This is a genomic window from Arcticibacter sp., assembly GCF_053551015.1.
The window spans coordinates 72539-94214 of record NZ_JBMQOB010000007.1 but is presented as its reverse complement, the minus strand read 5'-3'; the positions used below and the strand labels follow the sequence as shown (position 1 = coordinate 94214).

The window sequence follows — 21676 nt, the reverse complement described above, 5'->3', positions numbered from 1 at the left end:
CCGCTTTCGTAGAACTAATTAACGGGCTTGCTTTCCTACTATAATAAAAGCACCGTCTTTCGGCATCGACACCTTTACGGTTTTTCCCTTCGCGACGCGCACACTTTTTAGCTGAGCAGCTCTGTCCTCGCTATCCGTATGCAATGCTATATCTCCTGAAGCCAGCATGGGTAAAGACAAGGAGAGCAACTTATCCTTTTCTTCAGCATTAATGCCTGCAATGTACCAGGTATCGCCATGGCGTCTGGCGAGCACCACGTATTTTCCAGGATACCCTTCTATATACCTGGTCTCGTCCCAGGTGGTTGGTACCTGCTTCATGAAATCTATCACACTGGCAGGCATTTCCTGCAGATTATTAGGCGTTATGCCGAAATTCTGTACGGGCGTCTGGAACAGCACTGCAGTAGCTATTTGAAAGGTCTCTGTGGTTCTGCGCGTCGTCCCACCTTTGTTTTCACGGTTATGGCGCTTATTTAGAAGTACCGGACCAAAGTCCATAGAGGCAACCGCATTGCGGATAAAAGGATGCAATGAAGCATTGAAGGCTTCCTTGTCATTGGCATTCTGCGTAAAAATGAGGTTTTCAGAGGCAAGAACTGCTTCGCTGCCAACAAAGTTGGGATACATGCGCTCCCAGCCACGCGGCAAAGTGGCACCATGAAATATGACTACCAATCCGTAGGCATTCGCATCTGAAAGTATGTCTTCATAAAGCTTCAGCGTTTCCTGCTTATCACCTCCAAAAAAGTCAACCTTAATACCTTTGATGCCTGTCCACTGCATCCAGGCCATCTCTTGCTTACGGGCCGCACTCTGATTCATCCGGCTTTTCGGAGTTTGAGGGGCGTCGCTCCAATATCCGTTGGAGTTGTACCAGAGGCATAGGCCTACGTTCTTTTCTTTTCCATATTCTACAAGCTGCTCAATTTTATCACGACCAATCCGGGCATCCCACCAGTTGTCTACCAGAACGAACTCATAGCCCATTGTTGCCGACAGGTCGATAAACTTCTTCTGGTCCTCAAAGTTGATGCTATTGTCCTGCCACTCCAACCAGCTCCAGGTAGCACGTCCAAATGTGTATTCTTTTGAAGCGGGGTATTGGGGTTCAACAAGGTCGAAGGGAACGGTAGTCTCCACAATGGGCTTCAAAGTCGATCCGACCGTCAGGGTTCGCCATGGTGTAATCCCGGGTAAGGGGATCGTGGGCTGAGCGCTTCCTATTGCATTGTTCTCTCCCGGCTCGGGGAAAGCGATTTTATACAAGCCATCCCTGGAGCCTTCGCTTAGCTTGGAACCGCAGTAGGAGGCATTCACTCCGGTTTCCGAAAGCAATACCCAGCCCCTTTCGCCAACATGGAACAAGGCAGGAAAAGTGTATCCTACCCCATATTTCGAGGGAGTACCCATTGCTTGGTCGGTCGTATACTCCTCTTCATAACTTGGCTTGGTCTTCATCCAACCGATCATCGGAGTGGCCTGGGGCGTGAGAAAAGTAGTTGTTATGGCTGGAAATTTATAGCCGCTCAGCTCCTCAACTACTGTAAAATTAGCTGGCTCGCCCGTTTGATGTACGTAGTAGCGGAAAGCGACATCGTTGTCACTGACCCTGAATATGACGTCGAGTTTGTTTTTCTGGGGATTAGCGAAGGTACAAACCAGTTCATTTGCCCGATAGTTCACCTTACTGACCTTTATCTTAGGCTCTTCATAGGTTTCATCGATCACTCGTGAACGCTTATCTGTCAGTTCCAGGTTTGCAGATAGGTCGATCTCTCTTCCTTTGAGTCCCAGAGGAGAATTCTCCAGCATTTCTTTCTTATCGAGAACTACATGGTAATATAGTTTTCCCTGATTCAAGGAAAGCTTAACAACGAGCCTTCCATTGGGCCCTGCAACGCTCATTTCCTGAGCATACGTGCTGGTGTAACAATAAAACAATAAAAATCCGCAGAGAAGGTTTCTGATAGCAGTCATAAGAGTCTCAAGATTGTTCCTAATTGGTTAATAGGGCTTGGTTATGAAACAAACATAATGAATTTTATTAAACGTTAAAACCACATTTAACTACCTCCAGCGTCAAAGAACCTTTGCACGGACAACGGCAGCCGTAACCATGAGCTGCCCCAGATGCCGCATGGTATGCTCTGCAGCATGAAATAAGAGTCCGCCTACTGTGGATGGAAGCCCTGCCCTGCCTATTCCCCTGAAATCCGGCAATGTGGCATCATCAGTCCTTTCAAGTTGTTGCAGGGCAAGATCGACTTGCTTGTTGAACCGCTCCACAAGATTATCAACGGAATAGCCTGCGGCTGAGTCTTTCCCTTCTTCTTCCAACTGCTCGAATTGCCAGGGTGTCAATCGTTCAGCTCTGGCGTAAGTAAATACCCTGTCGAGCACTCCACTCAAATGCTGAAGGTGAAAACCGACCGAAGCCATTCCAAGCGGCCGCACCCAAAGTAATTCCGCCGGAAAATCCTGCATGTACACATGGAGTTCTTCCCTCGCCTGAAGCAGCGCATGCCCGACGGGCTGCATCAGTGGTGATATACCCGGCAGCGGTCCGCGCTGCCAAACTTCTAATTTCTTTGCCATAACGTGTTCGTTGTAAATATTTTAACAGACTGTTTCTGGCAATAATAACAAGAAAGCACGATTAAATAGGTAAATTGCTATAAAATCAACGTAAGCCATCACCATGAGAATCGCCCTGGCATCCCCTCCCATTCCCCGCTCACTTACAGCGGGTATGCAGGTCTTGGAAGAGCTCGTAAAAACAGCCTCTGAAGAGCGTGCTGAAATCATTTGTTTCCCTGAATCATACCTGCCTGGTTATCCGGGTATGGGCTACGCAGCAGAAGACCGCAGTCCACAATCCCTGAGCATTGCTTTGGATCGAGCCTGCGAGATCGCCAGGCAAAATGCCATAGCCTTAATCCTCCCCATGGACTGGCATAGCCCTGAAGGCCTCCAGAATCTTGCTTTTGTGATCTCATCGAACGGTGAAATTCTGGGACATCAGACCAAGAACCAGCTGGATCCCTCTGAAGACGACATCTGGATTGCGGGCACTAGAAGGCAGCTGTTTGAGATCAGTGGAATAAAGTTCGGAATCAGCATCTGTCACGAGGGTTTTCGCTATCCCGAGTCTGTGAGGTGGGCCGCACAGCATGGTGCAAAAATTGTCTTTCATCCACACTTTGCAGGAAGCGACGATAAAGGCGCGGTACTTAGCGAATGGGGAAGCATGCAAAATCCTTATTATGAAAAGGCCATGATGATGCGATCTATAGAAAACACGATCTACTTTGCCAGCATAAACTACGCATCTAAATACGCTGAGTCTGCTACGTCTGTGATCAATCCGGATGGAACCTGCCTCGCCTATCAGCCATATGGGCAAACGGGCGTCCTGATAGCTGATATTGACCCGTATCTGGCAACCGGGTTCCTGGCTGGCAGGTTTAAGAACTGGTTGTATAAAGCAGATGGAGAAGCCGTTTCGAAAGCCGCTTCTCCATCCGGCGGAGCTTAATAGAGCTGCTGCTCTTTCATCATTTGCAGGTCCTGTTGCGTAATATCGACGATGGCGTAAGACTGAACTTTTGCAATGCTCAATTCGTCTAAAACATCTACCAGGTTTTTATAATTCGACTTGTCACTAGGCTTTATAAGGACGATCAGCCCTTTCTTCTTATCGCCCGTTATCCGGATAACTTCTTCAGATTGCTTCATTAGAACATGACGAACCTCTTCACTGCCGATAACACTGGGCGACACTATAGGATTTTCCAATAGCCCCCTGTGCCACTCTATCTTATTGTTCTTTCCGAGACATAGCGTCACAGTTCGATCCTCCGAGACATCCAGGACAGCCGGGCCGTCATCAGGCATGGCGATGTCCATAGCTACCGGCTTAGCCAGCGTAGTCGTCAGCATAAAGAAAGTGATCAGCAGGAACATCAGATCTACCATCGGGGTCATATCGACGCGTGCTGAATGTCTGGAACGCTTTACTCTTCCTGAGCCGCGTTCAACGTTGTTGTTTAATTCTGCCATAGCCTGAGTTTTTACTTATTGATGTATCGTCTGTAACAATTCCATAACCTGAAAGCAGAACTTCTTAGTGGAGCCACCTTGACTTGCGTCATCAGCGTGAAGTCGATCCGAGTTGAGAAATTTACGCTCATAATTCACTAGTTTAGAATATGAGAAAGCCAATTCTGAACCTGTTACTGCTACTCTTCTCCTCGTCCGTCTTCGGGCAGCGTATGATGGAAAATCTTGACCGCGGCGTCGTCGCCGTACGCCATGCATCTGATTCGGTATTTATAAGCTGGCGCTTGCTTGCCACCGAGCCAGAGAACCTCTCCTTCAACGTGTACCGGGCAACAGGTGGAACCAAATCTGTAAGGCTGAATGCACAACCATTAACTGCTGGTACTAACTTTATAGATACTAAAGCTAACTTTAATCAAAAAAACACCTACACGGTCAAGGCGCTAAGGAATGGACGGGAATCCGATGAAAGCAAACCGTTCATCATTTCTGCAAATGCAAAGATCTGTCAGCATCTCTCAATCCCCCTGAAAACGCCTGCAGGCTACCGTCCACATGATGCATCCGCGGGAGACCTCGATGGTGATGGGGAATACGAAATCATCCTTCATCAGGCCGGCAAAGGGCAAGATAATTCCTTTAATGGAATGACAGACAGACCTGTTATACAGGCGTATAAACTTGACGGAACCTTGCTGTGGACCATTGACCTCGGCCGTAATATCCGCGAAGGCGAACACTATACCCAGTTCATCGTGATGGATCTGGACGGCGATGGCAGAGCAGAAGTCGCTATGAAAACAGCTGACGGGACCATCGATGGGAAAGGCAAGGTAATCGGCGATTCCACAAAGGACTATCGTAGCCGCAAGCCCGCCACTCTGGGTAAGGTGCTCGACGGCCCTGAGTTCTTCACGGTATTCGACGGTAAAACAGGAGCTGCACTCGCCACGACAGACTATATTCCCTCCCGATATCCTACTGATGGCTGGGGTGGTCCGGGTGGTAACGGCGGAAACGACAATACGGGAAATCGTGTGGACCGCTTTCTTGCCTGTGCAGCCTACCTGGACGGCAAGCTGCCGAGTGTGGTGATGTGTCGCGGGTACTATGGACGCACTGTCCTGGCTGCCTGGGATTATCGCAATGGTAAGCTGAGCTCGCGCTGGGTCTTCGATACCCGGGACGGAAAAAACCCCTTCTCGGGGCAGGGCAATCACAACCTCAGTGTAACTGATGTCGATGATGATGGCAAAGATGAAATTGTCTACGGTTCCATGGTAGTAGATGATAACGGGACAGGTCTGTTCACAACCGGCTTTCGCCACGGCGATGCCCTGCATGTCGGCGATCTCGATCCCGACCATCCGGGACTGGAAGTATTCGGACCCCACGAGATCGAAGACCATGCTAAAGGAGACTTTGGTTATGTCAAAGATGCCGGTCCGGGCGTTACCGTCTACAGTGCCCGTACTGGAGAAGTCTATTTCAAAGGTTCTATGGACACCGACGTTGGCGGTGGAATTGCAGAGAATATAGATCCTGATAATCCCGGCGCAGAGATGTGGTGGTCGGGTTCCGAAGGATTGTATTCAATGTCAGGCAAGAAGATCGGCCCCACGCCCACCGGCTCCTGGCTGATCTGGTGGGATGGCGATTTCACGAGAGAACTGATGAGCGGCGGCAAGATCAACAAATACAAGGGAGACACCATTTTTGCTTTACCTGATGGAGTAAGAGGCAATAACAGAAGAACCCCAAATCTGACAGCCGATCTTTTCGGAGACTGGAGGGAAGAAATCGTTATGAGTGCAGGTCCGGATGAATTGCGCGTTTATACGACGACGATTCCAACAGACCATCGGCTCTATACCCTCATGCACGATCCACAGTACAGGCTCAGTATCGCTTGGCAGAACGTAGCGTACAATCAGCCTCCGCACCTTAGCTTTTATCTGGGCGAGGATATGAAGACAAGGCCGAAACAAAACATTTACATCCGGGAGCTCACCAAACAAACTAAGCGCTCACGTCGAAAGTAAAAGCTTCAACTGAACAAACACATTACAGATAAAACCTCTAGAAAAATAAAGTCTCCTTCAGTGAGACTTTATTTTTTACCCCAAAGCTCCTTACCCAGATATAGATGCTCGCTAAGCATTCCTTCATATACCTTCATGGAATTATCACCGTTTAGAAAGATCAAATAGCCGTTCTTCGACTTCGGAAAGATGACAGCCAGGGTGCTCACTCCCGGATCTCTACCGGTGTGTAACAAAGCATACTCCCCCGTGCTGAAGTTCATCAGCTTCTCCCATCCCAAACCAAAATAGCTGCTGTTCCCTGTGCTGACCTGATTTTTGTGCATTTCATTCAGGAGACCTTCAGACAAACCAGCGCCATCCAAAACATACGTCAGGAACTTACTGTAGTCCTCCACCGTCGTTAACAGATTTGCCGCAGCATTCGCTTCATAATACCTGGCAGTAGGAATGATATTACCCCCGCTATCAAAATTTTTGGCGTACCGGTCCTCATCGACAGACTTGTCCCACCAAAAGTGTGTATCTGTCATCCCAGCGGGCTCAAAGAGGTAGTCGCGTGCAAGTTCTTCAATTTTTCTGCCGAGCTTAGCCTCGATCGCTTTCCTCAAATACTCGAAACCCTCTCCCGAGTATTGATGCCTGGTGCCCGGCTCGAACTCAAATGACAGTTTCTTTGAATCGTTCAGATACCGCCAATTTGGAAATCCCGTTTGATGACTCAGCACGATCCTTGGAGTAAGCTTCATTAAACGCTTATCTCCTTTCAGATCAGGATCTATCCAGTACTTATATAAAGGTTCGTCCAAGCCAAGAAGGCCTTTTTGAATCAGCCTTAAAGTCGTTACAGCGACAACCGGCTTGGTCAAAGAAGCGACCTTGAAGATCGTGTTAGCCGGGGCCTTCGTTTCATGATCAAGTGTTCCGTAAACCTTGGTTGTCGTTACCTTTCCACCTTCAATAATCGCCAGTCCCATTGCAGGTACATGATTAGCCTCCAGCATCTTCTCAACTGTCATCGCAGTTCCGCTGTCCTCCCTCGGATCCTGATGATCGTAGCTCAGCACATCCCTCAATTTCCATACAGCCCCGTCTAGTATCCACACCGATGTAAATCGTGCAGTATTCGTCCATACATCAGCTTTCCCCGCCTCGCGGATGTAGAAGTAGTGAATGCCCGACTGTATCGCTCCATATAGCTTACCATCATTGTAAAGTGGATACACCGTGAGACTCTGCTCATCAACCTTCCTGATCGGTTTTCTATTGCCGGCTGAACAGATATTTTTCTTCGTGTTATCCATGAAGACTGACTTATCCTGATACCCGCCTTTATCATGATAAAAGCGCAGGTCGTCCGCAACAGTCTTTTCGAGGTACTCCAGATCGCACCGGTTGAACCCCCTTTCGAAAAACACACTATCTTGCTTCTTGAGTTCAAGAAACAGCGAGGAATTACGACTCATTTGTGCAGGGCTGTTTTGATAACTGCAAAGGAGAATTACCCCTATCATGATTAGTTTCTTTGTCATGGTTTTTTACCACAAAGCTCAGATATCCGGAATATTTCACGTCAAAATGCAGCCGCCAATAACCCGACAAACGCCCGTCATGTGCTCAAAACGGCTAAATGATACTAAAAGGCAGCTTGATGTAAAGCGATTTCTTTTTGTCGATCGCCGCCGTATTAATCAGGATAATACAGATGTTCGACAACACAATCAGAATCATGACGACTAAGACGAATTTATTTCCGTTAGGAAAGATATTTTTCGAAAATGCACTCAGCATAAAGATCACTGCCGAAGAAATGGTCCACATAATTTGAACCGACACGATCTGCCTCGCTATCGGATCGAACTGCTTCCTCATAAACATAATCAGAAGCGGCATCACAATGCTGGCAAAAGGAATGAACGTAAACGGCAGGGAAGAAAGATTGATGATCTTCAAAAGGGTGTAGTTCGTATGGTCAACGGCCACCTCTTGCTCCTGAAGCAGCTCCTTAGGATCTATCTCCAAAGCATTAGCAAGTGCTTTCAAGGTGTACCCTTTCGGTGCTGTGCCGGCTTCTATCCGCTGGATAGTTCTGACCGAGACGCCCGATTTTCCAGCAAGCTCCTCCTGCGTCAGGTTTAAACGTTCCCTAAGTTTGAGTAATCTGGACATAGATGCTCTATTCTGAAATAACGGCAGTTTTCACATTCTTACGCATGTCGTTCCGGATTTTCTCGCGGTGTTGCGAGCCCCATTCCCGAAGCTCATTCAGCACATTACGCAGCGTTCCTGCATAGGGAGTCACTTCATATATCACAGTGACAGGTGTAGTAGGAAATACGTTCCGAACCACGAATCCATTCATCTCCAGATCCTTAAGTTCTTTAGTGAGAACCTTGGGGGTTATACCATCCAGCACACGCTGTAATTCACCGAAGCGCTTGGACGATTCTGTCAAGGTAAATATCAAAGGTAATTTCCATTTTCCGTTGAGCACATATAGTGCATCTCTGATATGGCTTACACTTACGGTACATTCCTCTCTGGTGATAAATGGCTCCTGAACGATCGCTTCCATATAGCAAATCTACGTACTATCCTCAAGGATACCACTATCCTTTGGGATAGTCCTATCTTTTTAATAGTACCAACAGCTAGCTTTGTCGGAGATTGAATTCTCAACGAAAAAATATGAAAACGATTCTTCATCTGATATCAAGTCCGCGCCAGGAAGGCTCATTCAGCATCAAACTGGGTAGAGCTGTTGTAGCTCAATTACAAGAAAAGCACCCCGACAGTATAGTAAAAGAAGTCAACCTGATTCAGGAAAACTTCCCGCATCTCGACGCGCCGCACCTGCAATCCTTTTACACGCCTAAGGAGGCCCTCACAAGTGCCGACCAGGAAGCTATCCGGTACTCGGATCAGGCACTCCTTCAGTTGTTCGAGGCTGACTTTATCGTCATAGGCGCGCCTCTGTATAACTTCAGCATCCATTCAGCACTAAAAGCATGGATCGACCATATCGCACGTGCCGGTATAACATTCCGTTACACAGCAAACGGTCCTGAAGGATTGGTCACAGGAAAAAAAGTCTACATCGCCATGTCAGCCGGAGGTGTCTATTCTGAAGGACCATACCAGCCATATGACTTCGTGACGCCTTATCTGAAAGCTGTTCTGGGATTCATGGGTATGACGGATATTACCGTGTTCCGGGCTGAGGGGGTTAATATACCCGAGCTAAAGGATCATGCGCTGGAAAAAGCCATTGAGAGTATAGCGGTTGAAGCCTAACAAATTGCAGGCATAGTATAGGGCCGTAGCTTTCAATGTATGCCTGCGAATCTCAATAGGCTGTTATTTTAAACGGATATCTGCAACCACAGGAAGATGATCAGACGGATAGCGCTGATCTTTTGCATCCGTCAGAACAGCATACTTCAAAACATCGAAATGCTTACTCACGAAAATATAGTCGATGCGCTCGTTCATGGGAGCAGTAAAGACGAAAGCATTAAACGTTCCCTTGGGACCGTAAGGCGGTTCTTTTGACGCCCGATACGCGTCGTTGAGTGAAGCACTCAGCGTTTTGATCTGTTCACTCTCAGGAACACTGTTAAAGTCACCGGTACAGATCACAGGCGCGCCTTTTGAAATCTCCTTTATCTTTTTCACCATCAACTTCCCGGATTCCCGACGCGCTACAAGTCCTTCATGATCGAAGTGAACATTGAATACAAAGAATGCCTCTCCGCCTGTTTTATCCCTGAACTCGGCCCAGGAGCATATTCGATTGCAACACCTCGCGTCCCATCCCTTGCCAGGAATGTCAGGATTCTCGCTTAACCAGAAATTTCCGGATTTAACAATACTAAAGCGATCCTTTCTATACAATATCGCCGAATGTTCTCCCGCATGCCTGCCATCATCTCTCCCTGCACCGAAATAAGCAAAGTTGGGCATTTCCGTCAAGGCATCCAACTGGTGCTGAAAAGCCTCCTGCACACCAACAATATCAAATTCATGATATCGGATCAGTGCTTTCACCTTCTCCTTGCGATATGGCCATGCATTCAGGCTGTCACCCGGCGTGTCAAGACGGATATTATAACTAGCCACCCGGATCTGAGTACCCTTTGTCTGAGCAAAGGAAGTCACGGTAATGAATAAAGAAAGGACGAGTACAATCGAGAATTTCATTATTTAAGATGTGTAAGTTCAAAGTGAAAAGCTGCCGTGTGGTATAAACAACGTCGCGATAATACTCCTTTCCTAAATACCTGCTGTTAAATCAGTGTTATCAATATATCACCACCTGCAATCCTGCCAGTCCGTAAACATATGGAACAACAGCCCCACCGCAACGATTCTCGTCTTCGGGAAAGCCAGCAGAACAACATACACTCCTATTGCATAATAAGAATGCAGTGGATGGAATCCGATACTACACCTCCCCGGTTCAAAAACCGGAGTAGCCAGCAAATGATCCAGATCAACCAGCATCGTCAGGATCATGATCAGCCAGGCACTTCGCCACCTCTCTCTGAAGAACAAATACGCAAGCAGGCCCGGTGCTAAAAAATGAAGGCTGTAATGAACAATTGCTTGCAAAGAAACGATAATACCTGTAATCATAATCTCTTAAACTTCCCTTACTCCATCTTTAATAATTGAAGAAAGCTCATTACATAAGATCCTGATTTCTTCCTCCGTATTGTAATAATGAACAGAAGCGCGCACCACGGTCTCCAGATTGCTCTTCTCCATATACAGCGGAGTGGCCTGTGCAGTTCCCACAGAAACATTGATTCCGACGGACGCCAGTTGGGAACGGACAGCCGGACTTTCAACCTCGTTTAACGAAAAGGTAACCAGGCCACTGAGCCGGTTTCCCGAATCCCGGATAATCACACCAGGGATCTCAGCAAGCTCTCGCCGCATGACAGCCGATAAGTATTCCACCTGCCCCCAGATCTTTTCAGATCCAATAGCCAGACAGTACTCCACTGCCGCACCGAGGCCCAGCACGAGCGCACGGCTCTTTTCATAAAGCTCAAACCGACGGGCATCCTGCCGCAATGTGAAGCCCGATAAAGAAACATTTGCTGCAGCAAACGAATCCAGGAATATAGGCTTCAGTTTATCCTGAGTCCCCTGCTTCACAAAAAGAAAACCCGTTCCCCTCGGAGCCCTCAGATATTTGCGCCCTGTAACAGACAGCATATCACACTTGATCTTCTTCACATCCAGCGGCAGCTGTCCGACGCTCTGGCAGGCATCAACCAGATAAAGGATCTGATGCTTTTCCGCGATGTCGCCAATCTCCTCAATCGGTAGAATACTACCTCCTGATGACGATATATGTGTTACTGCGATTAACTTTGTTTTTGATGTAATGGACTTCTCAAGCTGATCAAGAGAGAAGTTACCCTGCTCATCGTTCGGAATAACCTTGAGGATAATACCGCTTGTCTGCTGATTATCCACGAAGCCAATTAGATTAGTCACGTATTCCATCTCGCTGATCAGCACCTCATCCCCCTCTGAAAATTTCAGCCCTCTGAAAGCCGTTACCCATGCAGTGCTGGCATTTTCAAACAGAGCGATCTCTCCCTTGTCTGCATGGATCAGCCTGGCAATGCTCCTGTATACTTCGTTCAGCTGATCGGCATACCTGGCCTCCGCTTCATAGCCGCCAATCATCGCCTCCTCTCTCAGATAGTCTACAACGGTATCTACAACAAGGTCTGGTGGCAAAGATGCTCCCGCGTTATTAAAGTGAATGCGGCCGGCACATCCCCTGGTCTGTGAACGAAGTATGTCAACTTCTGCCTTTGATAGTGTTGCTTGCATAAGGTGTTCGATGCTGAAATCTGTCAAAGATAAATTTATTAAAACATATCTCCTCAACCTAACGCCTTTGCATCACTCAACCGATGCGGAAGCGCTGACAGATAGAAGTTTAAGTTAAGGTTAAAACAATCTCCTGCAATATTCCTTTTATTTAAAAAACTCTAAATATGAACAGGACAATAGGAATTATACTTATCGTAGTTGGAGCAGTTATGCTAATCTGGACCGGGTTCAGTTATACCAAAAAAGAAAAGATCATTGATGCAGGACCGATTCAGGTTTCCGCTGATAAAAAAGAAACCGTAAACTGGCCACCTTATCTGGGCGGCTTGCTCATCATTGGCGGAGTTGCCATTGTCGCCACAGCAAAAAAACGCTAATCACACACGTTTACTTCAGAAATCACCCGGAATAGTGTTCCGGGTGATTTTAAAAAACACTATCTTGAGGTGTTCCGCAGAACAACTGATTTGAACATCGATCCAGTGCAACCGGGAGATCCCCCGATGGCATTAATCAGGGTCCGGATCTTGTCTGCGAGAATGCAGACTATTCCAAAAGACCAAAGCGATAATGAAAAGAAGATCATTTGTAAAAAACAACTTTGCACTTGGTGCCGCTTCAGCCTTCATGGCTTCCGCAATTCCTCAGGCATTCGGGGCGTCGGGATCGCCGGACGCTAACACCCCTGGAACCATTGTGCATTCAGTTTACTTCTGGCTGAAAAAGGGCATCAGTCCATCAGAAGAAAAAGAATTCCTTAAATTCTTCGAAGCGCTCCGCAAGATCCCTGGAGTAAAGTCGCTCACCTTCGGGAAACCTGCTCCAACAACCAAGCGAGAGGTGACAGACAATTCATTTGACTACAACCTGATCGTGACATTTGCCAGGATGGAAGACATCAATATCTACGAAACGCATCCTGAACATCTGAAAGCCGCCGGCGAGTTCTCGAAATACTGGGTCCGCGTGCAAGTGCGTGATACAATGATCGGATAAGCTGTTATTTCCCCAGGTAAAAGCAGCCCATAATAAAGGGTCCCGTCGCTTTCGAATCATTGTCTCTGACGCGTTCGTTAACGTAGTATTCCACGCTTCCGTCGCGGTAAGGCTTTCCTCCCAGGCCCGATACGGCATTACACTTTGTCAGGGTCAGGGTACCGTCTGCATTGCTTACAATCAGGTGCTTCATCAATCCTTCGTAAGCCTTTTCTGCAACAGCCAGGTATTTCTTGTCGAGATACCCCTTCTTCACCGCTTTCGCGTAGCCATACATAAACATAGACGACACGGACGCTTCCTGATAATTCCCTTTATAGCTTGGCTTGTCCAATACCTGATACCACAATCCATTCGCCGACTGGTATTTTGGCAGTGTGTCGGCTAATCCCTGAATGATCTTGATAATATCAGCCCGCTGAGGATGATTTTCGGGAACAAAGTCCAGCACATCTACAAGTGCCATATACCACCATCCAATGCTCCTGCCCCAGAAATTAGGAGAATGTCCCGTGATCTTATTTGCCCAACGTTGCTTACGACCTTCGTCATAAGCATGGTAGTAAAGACCCGTTTTGAAATCGTAGGTTCTCTTTGCTGTCACCATGAACTGGTTCAGAACGTCGTTGAGCAGGTGCGGCTGATCGAAAGTCACCGCATATTGAGCTAAAAATGGATCTGCCATATAGAGGCCATCCAGCCAGATCTGATGCGGGTAGATCAATTTGTGCCAGTAAACACCTTCCAGCGTACGCGGATGATCTTCCAGTTGCTTTGCCAATAAATCCATCGCCAGCTTATATTTCTCTTTACCGGTCTCTTTATAGAGGTCAAACAGGATCTTACCCGGGTTGATGTAATCCAGATTATATGTCTCGGGTTTGTACAGGTAAATCTCTCCCTGCGCGTTGATGATGGTGTCAGCCCAGCGCTCTACGTAATCAAAGTATTTCCTGTCGCCGGTTTCTTTCCAGGCCTGCAACATAGCGGTGCAACCCACACCCTGGGCATAGCCGAAATAAAGTCGCTTCCCATGATCCAGTTGCCAGGCTTCCGGGAAGCGTTTCATTTCCGAATCCGCAAAGCGAACAGCCGTTTTCTGGGCGTAAATAATCTGAGAGCCCATGAAGGTGAGCAGGAATAGAAATACGATCTTCATAAGATTAACGATCTGTAGAACAACAATTTGGTTAAATGGTCTGCAAACGTAATGAAGAATGGTATTTCGAGGTTTTAAAAATTGACAGGAAGCTTTCAATAATTGATAAAATACCGGGAAACTACCCTGTCAGGAAAAATGCTGATCTGAGTTGAGAGGCATTAGTCCACGAGGACCTTCTCAAATGCTTTGCGCGAACTTCCCCGGAAGCTAACTTCTCCGCAGTATGTGTAACCGAGCTTCTCAAATATCCTGAGCATTCCAAGATTGTCGAAGTTGGTATCGGCCTTCACACTTCGAATGCCATGCTCCCTTGCATATTCTTCGACACGCTTCAACATTTCCTGCGCCAAACCTTGACCAAGGTACTTGTCCGAAACGGCTACGCGATGATAAAGAACAAAGTCGCCCTCTGTCAGCCACTTTCCGCGAAGGTTCGCATATTCGGGTTCGTCATTGATGAGTATGGCACAATAGCCGACAATCGTATCTCCATCTGTGAGGACGTAACCGCTGTCTTTGGCGATGTCGGCTCTCACTACTTCGGGATTGGGATAACCATCTTGCCATTGGTTGCTGCCTTCTTCTTTTCTGCGTGTGATGGCATCCTTCAGGATACCCCAGATCTGATCCAGATCTTGTTCTCTGGCTGGTCTGAATGAATATTGCATGACTCTTGTATATTCCTTGGTATTGCAAACATAAAGCAACTATGGGACAATCGCTAACCGTCTATCAGCTTTCTACGTCCGTAGAAAAGGTAGAAGAATACGCCGAAGAGCGGAAATACGAGAACGACATTGGTCCACAACCACTTTTCTCTGCGCTTCTTGTAAGATACCCGGGATATGTCGAGAACAGCCCAGATATCAAGCACGATAATCGGCATCACACAGACAAGGAAAATAAAAGAAGCCATAATCTAGTTTAGTATTCCTAAATATAGCTCTTAGCAACCGCTTATCCCATATCAGCGGCATTTATTTTAGCTCTCTGCTTTCGGCAACTGATCATCTCTTGTCTTAATCAGAGAGATAACAATACTCGCAGTAATGATGACTGCAATTACGATCAGAGACACATACGTAGGAATCTTGATCACGTCGACAAGAACCATTTTCAGGCCTACAAAGACGAGAATGACAGCTAGACCGGTAGACAGGTATATAAAGCGATGAATTACATGAGCAAGTGCAAAGTACAGTGAACGAAGTCCAAGGATTGCAAAAACGTTCGACGTGTACACGATGAATCGATCCTGTGTAACCGCCAATATTGCCGGGATACTGTCCACGGCGAAGATCAGGTCTGTTGTTTCAATCAGTATGAGGACCAGAAATAAAGGAGTGGCATATTTCCTTCCATTTTCCTTGACAAAGAACTTGTCCCCTTTCAAATCGTGAGTGATAGGCATTACCTTCCTGAAAAGCTTGATGACCGGATTTTTCTCGGGTTCAATCTGCTTGTCCTGCTCCGTGAACATCTTATATCCGGTGTAAATTAGAAACACGCCAAAAAGATAGATGGTCCAGTGGAACTTTTCGATCAGTGCTACACCCGCAAAAATGAAGATAACACGCATGACCAGGGCTCCCAGGATCCCCCAAAATAAGATCTTATGCTGATAGATAGAGGGGATCTGGAAATACTTGAATACCAGCACAAAGACAAAGATATTATCTACACTGAGCGATTTCTCAATAACGTAACCGGTAAAGAACTCTACGGCCTTGTCTTTACCGAACCAGTGGTAAATGAGTCCGTTGAAAACCAATGAAAGACAGATCCATACGCCTGACCAGGTTAATGCTTCCTTAACCGAAACAACATGAGCTTTTCGGTTGAATACGCCCAGATCCAATGCGAGCATCAGGAGGACAAAGAGATTAAAGCCTATCCAAAAGGTAGCGTTGACTTCCATATACCAGGTTTTTTATTTGTGTAGTAAAATGCCGGAGAAGACCAGGTTATCCCGTTCTCCTCCGGCGTTTGAAATGCGTTTCAAGTACCCAACAATGAGCGTTAGGCTATTGTTTCTGTTTTACGCCGGGGCGTGGTCTTTTTCAAAGAATTGAACAGCTCCGGATTCTACATTATACAATCCGCCGACAATAGCAATCTCTCCATTGTCGACCATTTCTTTCAGGACAGGGCTTTCATTGGCAACACGCTCCATAGTCAGCAGCACGTTCAGCTCCGCCACACGTTCCACGAACTCCCGGTTTGAGGAGTTACGCTCAACCTGGAAAGTTGTCTCCGCATCAATAGCAGGCTGGATCTTGGCTAATAAGCCACTCAGGTTGCCCAGCTTCACGCCATTGCAGGCGCCATTGATGGCACCACAGCGGGTATGACCAAGAACAACCACCACTTTAGCTCCCGCAACTTTGCAGGCAAATTCCATGCTTCCCAGTATATCTTCATTCAGCACGTTACCGGCGATGCGGGCACTGAAGATATCTCCAAGACCCTGATCAAAGATAAGTTCGGCAGAGGTACGTGAATCGATGCAGCTTAATACAATAGCAAATGGATGCTGTCCGTCGGAGGTTTCGTTCACCTGCTGTAAGAGGTTCCGGTTTACCTTTAAATTGCCGATAAACCTTTTGTTTCCCTCCTTCAGAAGATCCACAGCCTGCGACGGCGTGAGTGCTTCCTGCATTTCTTTGGTCAATGTTTTCATTTCTCTGTTTCGTTTGTTTGAAAGGCATCGAATGCCGTTGATGTTTGAGTTAGAGCAAAAGTAAGAATTAGATCTTTACCTGATATATGGACTACAACGGCAATGCGGCCTGAGATGATAACAATATCGCGACAGTAATAAAACGTAAAGGCCGCATACTTTTCAGCAATGCGGCCTTTAGCAGTACAAATAAGCTACAACTTATTTTTTAATCGTAAATACGGTTGCGACTCCCCTCTCTCCTTCATGGTCAAACTTGCCATTGTCTGAAGGGAAATTCACCACGCCATCTGTTTTGACCCATGCGGTGGATGATCCCCCGCCGTCATAGTTCAAGGCTGCTGTGCAACCTAGCGCGGCCATCAGCTGCGAGAGCTGAGGGATGGTCAGACCCTGCGACTGGGATGATCTTCCGTCCACTACGACCACAATCAACTTGCCATTGGCAGTCAATCCCACCGCGGTACGCGGGTGCCGCGCCGTATTAAAGTCCACCTCCTGCTGCTGCTGCTCCTTCCCGTCGAGGATCATCAGCGGACCGCCTGCCAGCACGACAGGCTCTGCAACCGATGGCCAGCCCCCCGAAGGCTTTTGGATAATAGCGGGTTTTCCCGAGGTATTGATGGTCATGGCGCCGTTCTCCCGGTAAGGCGTGAACCCATTTGCCGTCTGGTTGATCACCTCACCATCATACTTGAAGAAGGTGGTTGATCCTCCTGTCGTAGTATTGAAGAAGCTTCCATTGAATGCAACCAGGGCGTCCTTCTGCTTCGCAGCTTCGCTGGTCTTCAGAAAGCCTGATTTTACATAAGGAATCTCAATCTTCGGATTTTTAGAAAGGTCAATCTCGAATACGTTTACGTACTGGCGGGATTCAAACAGTTGCGGAAACTGAAAGTACTTCCAGCTGATTCCATCGGCAACAACCTTCGTTTTCCAGGCGGCCTGATCAACTACTCCGGCAATGTCCTGCTCCTGGACAACGGAATAGTCATACGGTAGTTGTGTTCCCTCGTCCTGCTTGGAGCAGGATGCCAACACAAACAGGAGCATCAAACTATATAAAAAATTCTTCTTTTTCATTTTCTCAGTTTTTACTTTAAATCATCAATCCATTTCAGTCTCAGAGACCTGGGTTCTTCGACTATCTTCAGCTTAGCGTCAAGCTCCAGGTATTCCTGGTTGCGGTATATGTACACCTTCTGCTTAGCTGAATCCAGCCTGAGGGCACTGACGTTACCTCTTCCCCATCCGTAAGGCCAGCCTGCGAAATAATCAGCAGGACTTGTTTCCTCGCCCGCTAAAAAGACCCTGCTTTTCTTGTGTGCGACGAGCATTCCCGCGTCGGAGAACAGCAAGAGCTTGTCGCCATAGACAGCACCTGCCTTCAGCCTGTTTAACCAAGCCGCGGGAAGATTGGGAATCAGCTCTGCGAGCGTAAAGATACGCTGCACCTTCCGGCTCTGCTTATCCACGTATAACAGCTTCTCCCCGTTGCTCACATACCATTGCTTTCCCGCGTCAATAAAGCGCAGCTCCTTGTTTGCCGCATAAGCATCCAACTCAGGAAAAAACTTGCTGCGCGTATAGTAGCTGAAGCGGCTATTCAGCCGGTCGGTCACATAGACCAGAGAGCCGGTGAGATAATAGATCGAGTCGGCTTTCTCCCACACTGCATCAGGAGTAAGCCAGGTTCCTTTCATGATGAACCTGTCATTATCAGGCTCTCCATTGAAGATCGAAACGTAGTCCAGCTTATCAGAAGCTTTGGGTTCAATGCTTCCCTCTATAAAGAACTTCGCTTCTACCCGGTCATACTTCCTCAATCTAGCGGCTACAGAAATGGCATGCCAATGGTTAGAGACCACGTATACCGTGTCGCCTGGCGCCATCACCGGACTTCCGTCTGCTTCTTTGATCTTGCGGCTGAATACATAGTTCTGAACCGTGGTTTTCGAGTTTTCCTCTTTGTAGATGACGTTCTGAGGAACGCCGTTCCTGGTCAGTGCGTCGTGCATAAAGGATGCCTCACAGATGGACGAGCCGTGGGCTGCACAGCCACCTGAAACGATGATCCGGTCGAACTTCTGCATGGAATACAGACGCATCGCCACGTCCATCCTGTCCTGCAGCACCACAGGATCTGCCGAGCCAAGAATGAGCATGATGTTTTTAGGCTGGCTGGCCAGCAAACACTGCCAGCCAACCAGGAATATGCATAGAGATATGAGCTTCTTCATACTATTTGACCAAAGCTCCCATAATGGCCTCGGTACGTACTGCGTTGTTCTTGTCACGAGCAATGATCGCTTCATCAAGAGCAGGCTTATACGTTTGTCCCACAGCTTTAAGTGAAGTTTCATTTAGACCATTCGTTAAGGCCGGGTTATTTGCACCGGTTAGGGTAAACGAGCTGCTCAACATCGTCGCAGGATTAAAAGAAAGTCCCGCTACAACGCTTCCGCCATCGCCGTATACTGCACTCGCGATCACCGAACTCTTCAGTACCGGAGTAACACCGGCATTGTCAGTAAATGCATCGACATCTGTAGAAGTGCTCACCTGCTTGTTACCTGAAATCACCGAGTTAATCACGGTAAGATTGTTGACGTTCATACGTCTGTAAACGCCCGCGCCGGGACCCGCTACCTCGTTTCCGGTGATGGTACAGCTGATGATGTCTGCCTTTGTATTATCGTAAAGCATAACTGCGCCTCCGCCATTCGCAGACGTGCTCTTATTGCCCGTAAGCAAGCAGTTCACGAGAACAGCTTTCGAATTTTCACGCACATACAATCCTGCCCCGTAAGACGTATTGCTGTTATTCTTCAGCTCCGAATTATACAGGATGATATTCGCATCGGGATAACCATGAACACCGCCGGCGGTTCCGCGGGCACTGTTGCCATTGAACTGGCAGTTGTAGGCTGTCAGAGATGCGGCGTTAATCCATACGCCACCACCGTTGTTGGCGGTGTTCTGATTATTATTGACCTGACAATTTTCCATAGTAACATTCGCACCGGAAAACGCATACAAGCCGGCTCCAAAGCCTGCTGTTCCTTTATCCGCGCTGGCTTTATTGTCAATAATCGCCAGGTTCTTCAGGTCTACTTGAGCGGGGCCGATGAGGATACCTCCTCCTTGTCCACGGCTGTAGCGGATGCTGCTGATGGTGATATTGGTGCTTCGGTCGGTAGCATTACCACCGGTGATGGTCAGCCCTTCCAGGTAAACTTTCATGCCGGCTTCATTACTCGCGGTAACAGTCACCGTATGGAAAGCTTGTTTTCCACTCTGCATTTTACCCTGAAGAATGGTTTTGTAGAGTTCTGCATTAGGTGCAGCTCCTGGCATCGCATCTTTGGAGAAACCACCGATCACGGAGACGTTTTTAGGAATCTCAAAGGTCTTGTCTGACTCTTCAGAAGACTCACCGTTTCTGATCGTTTTTGTAGGGTAATAGGTACCCTCCATCATGTAGATCGTACTTCCCGTGGTGGCCTTGTCCATCGCTGCGGCGAAGCTGGCCGGTGCATTCCAGGAGCTACCATCCCCGGTTCCGTCAGGGCTTACATAAAACACCGGCACTTTGCCGGACTCCTGGGAAACGAGTACCTGCTTAACGAGGTCGTCATTGATACGCACGCTTATTACGCCCGAACGCTCATCATCTTCATTATCAAGCACCTTGAAGCTAATCTTGCGCTTTCCTTTTGGATATACCGCAGAATCCAGCGTAATCCAGTCGACATCTGTCTCCACCATCATGTCAACATTGGACAATACATCAAACTTGTAGGATCCGGCCTTGCTTCCCGCCTCAATGAGCTCGGTACCGGCGAGTAGTTTCTCTTCCATGGAAGAGTCGTCCTTTTTACAGCTGTTTAGCGACCACAGGCATATGATGGCAAACAGACTAAAAACTATATTTTTCATCTTTTCTTTTTCTTGTGAGTTAAGCTTAGCTGATAATTTTTCCAGAGGGTGTCATAGCAATCAACCAGTTCTTTTTCGTCTTTGAACTTCGCTTCGTGCATGAATACACCCTTGTAGCCGACCTGTTGCAAGGCAGCGAATATAGCGTTCCAGTCATTCCTGCCACGATCATCACAAGGGAGATAGTGGCTCTCGGCATCACCTGCACCGTTAGAAACGTGAACCGTTTTCACTCTGGAGCCGAACGCGAGAATCAACTTCTCAGGTTCAGCGATATGACACATGTCTACTGCAATTCCCACTTTAGCAGGGAAACTGGCAAATAGCTGCCGGCACTCCTCTACTGTACGGAGCAGCGGCCTTTCCACGTCACCTTTTCTCAAGGCAGGTCCCAGCATATTCTCAACTACCATCTGGCATTTGTAAGCGCTGACAGTAGTGTACAATTCGCTGACCGACTTGGTAAGCTGCGCGGCACGCGCTTCCCGTTCATTCAGTCCGAGGTAGTACGAAGGGTGGAACAGAATAATCTTCGGATCAAGTGGCAGCAGTTCCTTCAGGATGTTGCGATGCGCAGCAACAACCCGCTGACGTTTGCTTTCATCCGTAAGCGACAGGTCGAGAATCTGACTGAAGGGCATATGTACCGACCAGACCTGGATTCCACTTTTTTTCAGCGCTTGTTTTACCTCAAGGATATGCCGGGTCCATTTCGCTGAAACCTCAAGCGTGTCGAGGTTCTTATCCAGCATGGCACCTATACCTGCAAGCTCAATATGGGTTATTCCGAGCGATCTGACATATTGCATCTTCTCTGCAGTAATTTTGCTGATATCGATCGAATAACCCAGTGGGTATCTGGCCTGGGCGGCCTCTGCCTTCGATACGAAACTGTTCGTAAGCAGGATGAATAGAAATACTTTAACAATCTGCTTCATA

General features: G+C 47.6%; 23 protein-coding genes. 5 read left to right on the top strand and 18 right to left on the bottom strand.

Going from position 1 to position 21676, the window contains the following annotated elements; all coding sequences use genetic code 11:
• Positions 1–18 precede the first annotated feature (18 nt).
• Positions 19–1980 carry a glycoside hydrolase family 97 catalytic domain-containing protein gene (locus ACO1NU_RS03255; protein WP_448817025.1) on the bottom strand — a complete coding sequence of 654 codons (1962 nt, stop codon included), beginning with the start codon at positions 1978–1980 and terminating at the stop codon, positions 19–21.
• Between the two features lie 102 nt (positions 1981–2082).
• Positions 2083–2598, bottom strand: a complete 516-nt coding sequence (locus ACO1NU_RS03250; protein WP_448817024.1) for a DinB family protein — start codon at positions 2596–2598, stop codon at positions 2083–2085.
• A 103-nt stretch (positions 2599–2701) separates the two neighbouring features.
• Between ACO1NU_RS03250 and ACO1NU_RS03245 the strand changes: the two genes are divergently transcribed.
• A complete protein-coding gene (locus ACO1NU_RS03245; protein ID WP_448817023.1) occupies positions 2702–3538 on the top strand; it encodes a carbon-nitrogen hydrolase family protein in 837 nt (278 codons plus the stop codon).
• Here the strand turns inward: ACO1NU_RS03245 and ACO1NU_RS03240 are convergent.
• Positions 3535–4062, bottom strand: coding sequence for an ExbD/TolR family protein (locus ACO1NU_RS03240; protein WP_448817022.1), 528 nt, complete (start codon positions 4060–4062; stop codon positions 3535–3537). The genes ACO1NU_RS03245 and ACO1NU_RS03240 overlap by 4 nt on opposite strands.
• Before the next feature lie 149 nt (positions 4063–4211).
• On the opposite strand from ACO1NU_RS03240, the gene ACO1NU_RS03235 reads away from it, so the two are divergent.
• Positions 4212–6104 (top strand): rhamnogalacturonan lyase, encoded by a 1893-nt coding sequence (locus tag ACO1NU_RS03235; RefSeq protein WP_448817021.1) that lies wholly within the window; start codon positions 4212–4214, stop codon positions 6102–6104.
• A gap of 68 nt (positions 6105–6172) precedes the next feature.
• On the opposite strand, the gene ACO1NU_RS03230 is transcribed toward ACO1NU_RS03235, so the two are convergent.
• The 3 genes from ACO1NU_RS03230 to ACO1NU_RS03220 all read right to left on the bottom strand — a co-directional run bounded on the left by ACO1NU_RS03230 (position 6173) and on the right by ACO1NU_RS03220 (position 8679).
• On the bottom strand, positions 6173–7570 hold the full coding sequence (locus tag ACO1NU_RS03230) for a serine hydrolase (protein WP_448817020.1): 1398 nt from the start codon (positions 7568–7570) through the stop codon (positions 6173–6175).
• A 160-nt stretch (positions 7571–7730) separates the two neighbouring features.
• Complete coding sequence (locus ACO1NU_RS03225; protein ID WP_448817019.1) at positions 7731–8273, bottom strand: helix-turn-helix domain-containing protein; 543 nt, start codon at positions 8271–8273, stop codon at positions 7731–7733.
• 7 nt (positions 8274–8280) lie between these two features.
• Complete coding sequence (locus tag ACO1NU_RS03220) at positions 8281–8679, bottom strand: winged helix-turn-helix transcriptional regulator (protein WP_448817018.1); 399 nt, start codon at positions 8677–8679, stop codon at positions 8281–8283.
• A gap of 113 nt (positions 8680–8792) precedes the next feature.
• On the opposite strand from ACO1NU_RS03220, the gene ACO1NU_RS03215 reads away from it, so the two are divergent.
• Entirely contained in the window at positions 8793–9398 is a 606-nt protein-coding gene (locus ACO1NU_RS03215; RefSeq protein ID WP_448817017.1) for an FMN-dependent NADH-azoreductase, read from the top strand.
• Positions 9399–9461: 63 nt separating this feature from the next.
• Here the strand turns inward: ACO1NU_RS03215 and ACO1NU_RS03210 are convergent, their stop codons facing one another.
• From ACO1NU_RS03210 to ACO1NU_RS03200, 3 genes are all read right to left on the bottom strand, one after another.
• Positions 9462–10304, bottom strand: coding sequence for an endonuclease/exonuclease/phosphatase family protein (locus ACO1NU_RS03210; protein WP_448817016.1), 843 nt, complete (start codon positions 10302–10304; stop codon positions 9462–9464).
• Between the two features lie 108 nt (positions 10305–10412).
• Positions 10413–10739 (bottom strand): DUF6122 family protein, encoded by a 327-nt coding sequence (locus tag ACO1NU_RS03205; RefSeq protein WP_448817015.1) that lies wholly within the window; start codon positions 10737–10739, stop codon positions 10413–10415.
• 6 nt (positions 10740–10745) lie between these two features.
• Positions 10746–11957 carry an aminotransferase class V-fold PLP-dependent enzyme gene (locus tag ACO1NU_RS03200; RefSeq protein WP_448817014.1) on the bottom strand — a complete coding sequence of 404 codons (1212 nt, stop codon included), beginning with the start codon at positions 11955–11957 and terminating at the stop codon, positions 10746–10748.
• A gap of 167 nt (positions 11958–12124) precedes the next feature.
• Here ACO1NU_RS03200 and ACO1NU_RS03195 point away from each other — a divergent pair, with 167 nt between their 5' ends.
• Together ACO1NU_RS03195 and ACO1NU_RS03190 are read left to right on the top strand one after the other, a co-directional pair.
• A complete protein-coding gene (locus ACO1NU_RS03195; RefSeq protein WP_448817013.1) occupies positions 12125–12337 on the top strand; it encodes a hypothetical protein in 213 nt (70 codons plus the stop codon).
• 193 nt (positions 12338–12530) lie between these two features.
• A complete protein-coding gene (locus ACO1NU_RS03190) occupies positions 12531–12956 on the top strand; it encodes a Dabb family protein (protein WP_448817012.1) in 426 nt (141 codons plus the stop codon).
• Between the two features lie 4 nt (positions 12957–12960).
• On the opposite strand, the gene ACO1NU_RS03185 is transcribed toward ACO1NU_RS03190, so the two are convergent.
• The 9 genes from ACO1NU_RS03185 to ACO1NU_RS03145 form a co-directional block, all read right to left on the bottom strand.
• Positions 12961–14115: a glycoside hydrolase family 88/105 protein gene (locus tag ACO1NU_RS03185; RefSeq protein WP_448817011.1), complete on the bottom strand. Its 1155-nt coding sequence runs from the start codon at positions 14113–14115 to the stop codon at positions 12961–12963.
• Positions 14116–14276: 161 nt separating this feature from the next.
• Positions 14277–14786, bottom strand: a complete 510-nt coding sequence (locus ACO1NU_RS03180) for an N-acetyltransferase family protein (protein ID WP_448817010.1) — start codon at positions 14784–14786, stop codon at positions 14277–14279.
• A 53-nt stretch (positions 14787–14839) separates the two neighbouring features.
• Positions 14840–15034, bottom strand: a complete 195-nt coding sequence (locus ACO1NU_RS03175) for a PLDc N-terminal domain-containing protein (protein ID WP_448817009.1) — start codon at positions 15032–15034, stop codon at positions 14840–14842.
• Between the two features lie 66 nt (positions 15035–15100).
• Positions 15101–16036: a TerC family protein gene (locus ACO1NU_RS03170; protein WP_448817008.1), complete on the bottom strand. Its 936-nt coding sequence runs from the start codon at positions 16034–16036 to the stop codon at positions 15101–15103.
• A 120-nt stretch (positions 16037–16156) separates the two neighbouring features.
• Positions 16157–16798 carry a carbonic anhydrase family protein gene (locus tag ACO1NU_RS03165; RefSeq protein WP_448817007.1) on the bottom strand — a complete coding sequence of 214 codons (642 nt, stop codon included), beginning with the start codon at positions 16796–16798 and terminating at the stop codon, positions 16157–16159.
• Positions 16799–16999: 201 nt separating this feature from the next.
• The gene (locus tag ACO1NU_RS03160; protein WP_448817006.1) at positions 17000–17881 is read right to left on the bottom strand and encodes a phosphodiester glycosidase family protein; all 882 of its coding nucleotides are present in this window, start codon (positions 17879–17881) and stop codon (positions 17000–17002) included.
• Positions 17882–17892: 11 nt separating this feature from the next.
• A complete protein-coding gene (locus tag ACO1NU_RS03155) occupies positions 17893–19038 on the bottom strand; it encodes a YdcF family protein (protein WP_448817005.1) in 1146 nt (381 codons plus the stop codon).
• Between the two features lies 1 nt (position 19039).
• Entirely contained in the window at positions 19040–20737 is a 1698-nt protein-coding gene (locus ACO1NU_RS03150) for a BACON domain-containing protein (protein WP_448817004.1), read from the bottom strand.
• Positions 20734–21675, bottom strand: coding sequence for a sugar phosphate isomerase/epimerase family protein (locus ACO1NU_RS03145; protein WP_448817003.1), 942 nt, complete (start codon positions 21673–21675; stop codon positions 20734–20736). The genes ACO1NU_RS03150 and ACO1NU_RS03145 overlap by 4 nt, the downstream gene beginning before the upstream one ends.
• Between the last annotated feature and the right edge of the window lies 1 nt (position 21676).

Bases quoted from the DNA above. Each gene is read 5' to 3' on its own strand.
- ACO1NU_RS03255 (WP_448817025.1), bottom strand. From the start codon at position 1,980: ATGACTGCTATCAGAAACCTTCTCTGCGGATTTTTATTGTTTTATTGT.
- ACO1NU_RS03225 (WP_448817019.1), bottom strand. From the start codon at position 8,273: ATGTCCAGATTACTCAAACTTAGGGAACGTTTAAACCTGACGCAGGAG.
- ACO1NU_RS03170 (WP_448817008.1), bottom strand. From the start codon at position 16,036: ATGGAAGTCAACGCTACCTTTTGGATAGGCTTTAATCTCTTTGTCCTC.
- ACO1NU_RS03250 (WP_448817024.1), bottom strand. From the start codon at position 2,598: ATGGCAAAGAAATTAGAAGTTTGGCAGCGCGGACCGCTGCCGGGTATA.
- ACO1NU_RS03220 (WP_448817018.1), bottom strand. From the start codon at position 8,679: ATGGAAGCGATCGTTCAGGAGCCATTTATCACCAGAGAGGAATGTACC.
- ACO1NU_RS03145 (WP_448817003.1), bottom strand. From the start codon at position 21,675: ATGAAGCAGATTGTTAAAGTATTTCTATTCATCCTGCTTACGAACAGT.
- ACO1NU_RS03230 (WP_448817020.1), bottom strand. From the start codon at position 7,570: ATGAGTCGTAATTCCTCGCTGTTTCTTGAACTCAAGAAGCAAGATAGT.
- ACO1NU_RS03165 (WP_448817007.1), bottom strand. From the start codon at position 16,798: ATGAAAACATTGACCAAAGAAATGCAGGAAGCACTCACGCCGTCGCAG.
- ACO1NU_RS03175 (WP_448817009.1), bottom strand. From the start codon at position 15,034: ATGGCTTCTTTTATTTTCCTTGTCTGTGTGATGCCGATTATCGTGCTT.
- ACO1NU_RS03215 (WP_448817017.1), top strand. From the start codon at position 8,793: ATGAAAACGATTCTTCATCTGATATCAAGTCCGCGCCAGGAAGGCTCA.
- ACO1NU_RS03155 (WP_448817005.1), bottom strand. From the start codon at position 19,038: ATGAAGAAGCTCATATCTCTATGCATATTCCTGGTTGGCTGGCAGTGT.
- ACO1NU_RS03195 (WP_448817013.1), top strand. From the start codon at position 12,125: ATGAACAGGACAATAGGAATTATACTTATCGTAGTTGGAGCAGTTATG.
- ACO1NU_RS03205 (WP_448817015.1), bottom strand. From the start codon at position 10,739: ATGATTACAGGTATTATCGTTTCTTTGCAAGCAATTGTTCATTACAGC.
- ACO1NU_RS03150 (WP_448817004.1), bottom strand. From the start codon at position 20,737: ATGAAAAATATAGTTTTTAGTCTGTTTGCCATCATATGCCTGTGGTCG.
- ACO1NU_RS03245 (WP_448817023.1), top strand. From the start codon at position 2,702: ATGAGAATCGCCCTGGCATCCCCTCCCATTCCCCGCTCACTTACAGCG.
- ACO1NU_RS03185 (WP_448817011.1), bottom strand. From the start codon at position 14,115: ATGAAGATCGTATTTCTATTCCTGCTCACCTTCATGGGCTCTCAGATT.
- ACO1NU_RS03235 (WP_448817021.1), top strand. From the start codon at position 4,212: ATGAGAAAGCCAATTCTGAACCTGTTACTGCTACTCTTCTCCTCGTCC.
- ACO1NU_RS03180 (WP_448817010.1), bottom strand. From the start codon at position 14,786: ATGCAATATTCATTCAGACCAGCCAGAGAACAAGATCTGGATCAGATC.
- ACO1NU_RS03200 (WP_448817014.1), bottom strand. From the start codon at position 11,957: ATGCAAGCAACACTATCAAAGGCAGAAGTTGACATACTTCGTTCACAG.
- ACO1NU_RS03210 (WP_448817016.1), bottom strand. From the start codon at position 10,304: ATGAAATTCTCGATTGTACTCGTCCTTTCTTTATTCATTACCGTGACT.
- ACO1NU_RS03190 (WP_448817012.1), top strand. From the start codon at position 12,531: ATGAAAAGAAGATCATTTGTAAAAAACAACTTTGCACTTGGTGCCGCT.
- ACO1NU_RS03160 (WP_448817006.1), bottom strand. From the start codon at position 17,881: ATGAAAAAGAAGAATTTTTTATATAGTTTGATGCTCCTGTTTGTGTTG.
- ACO1NU_RS03240 (WP_448817022.1), bottom strand. From the start codon at position 4,062: ATGGCAGAATTAAACAACAACGTTGAACGCGGCTCAGGAAGAGTAAAG.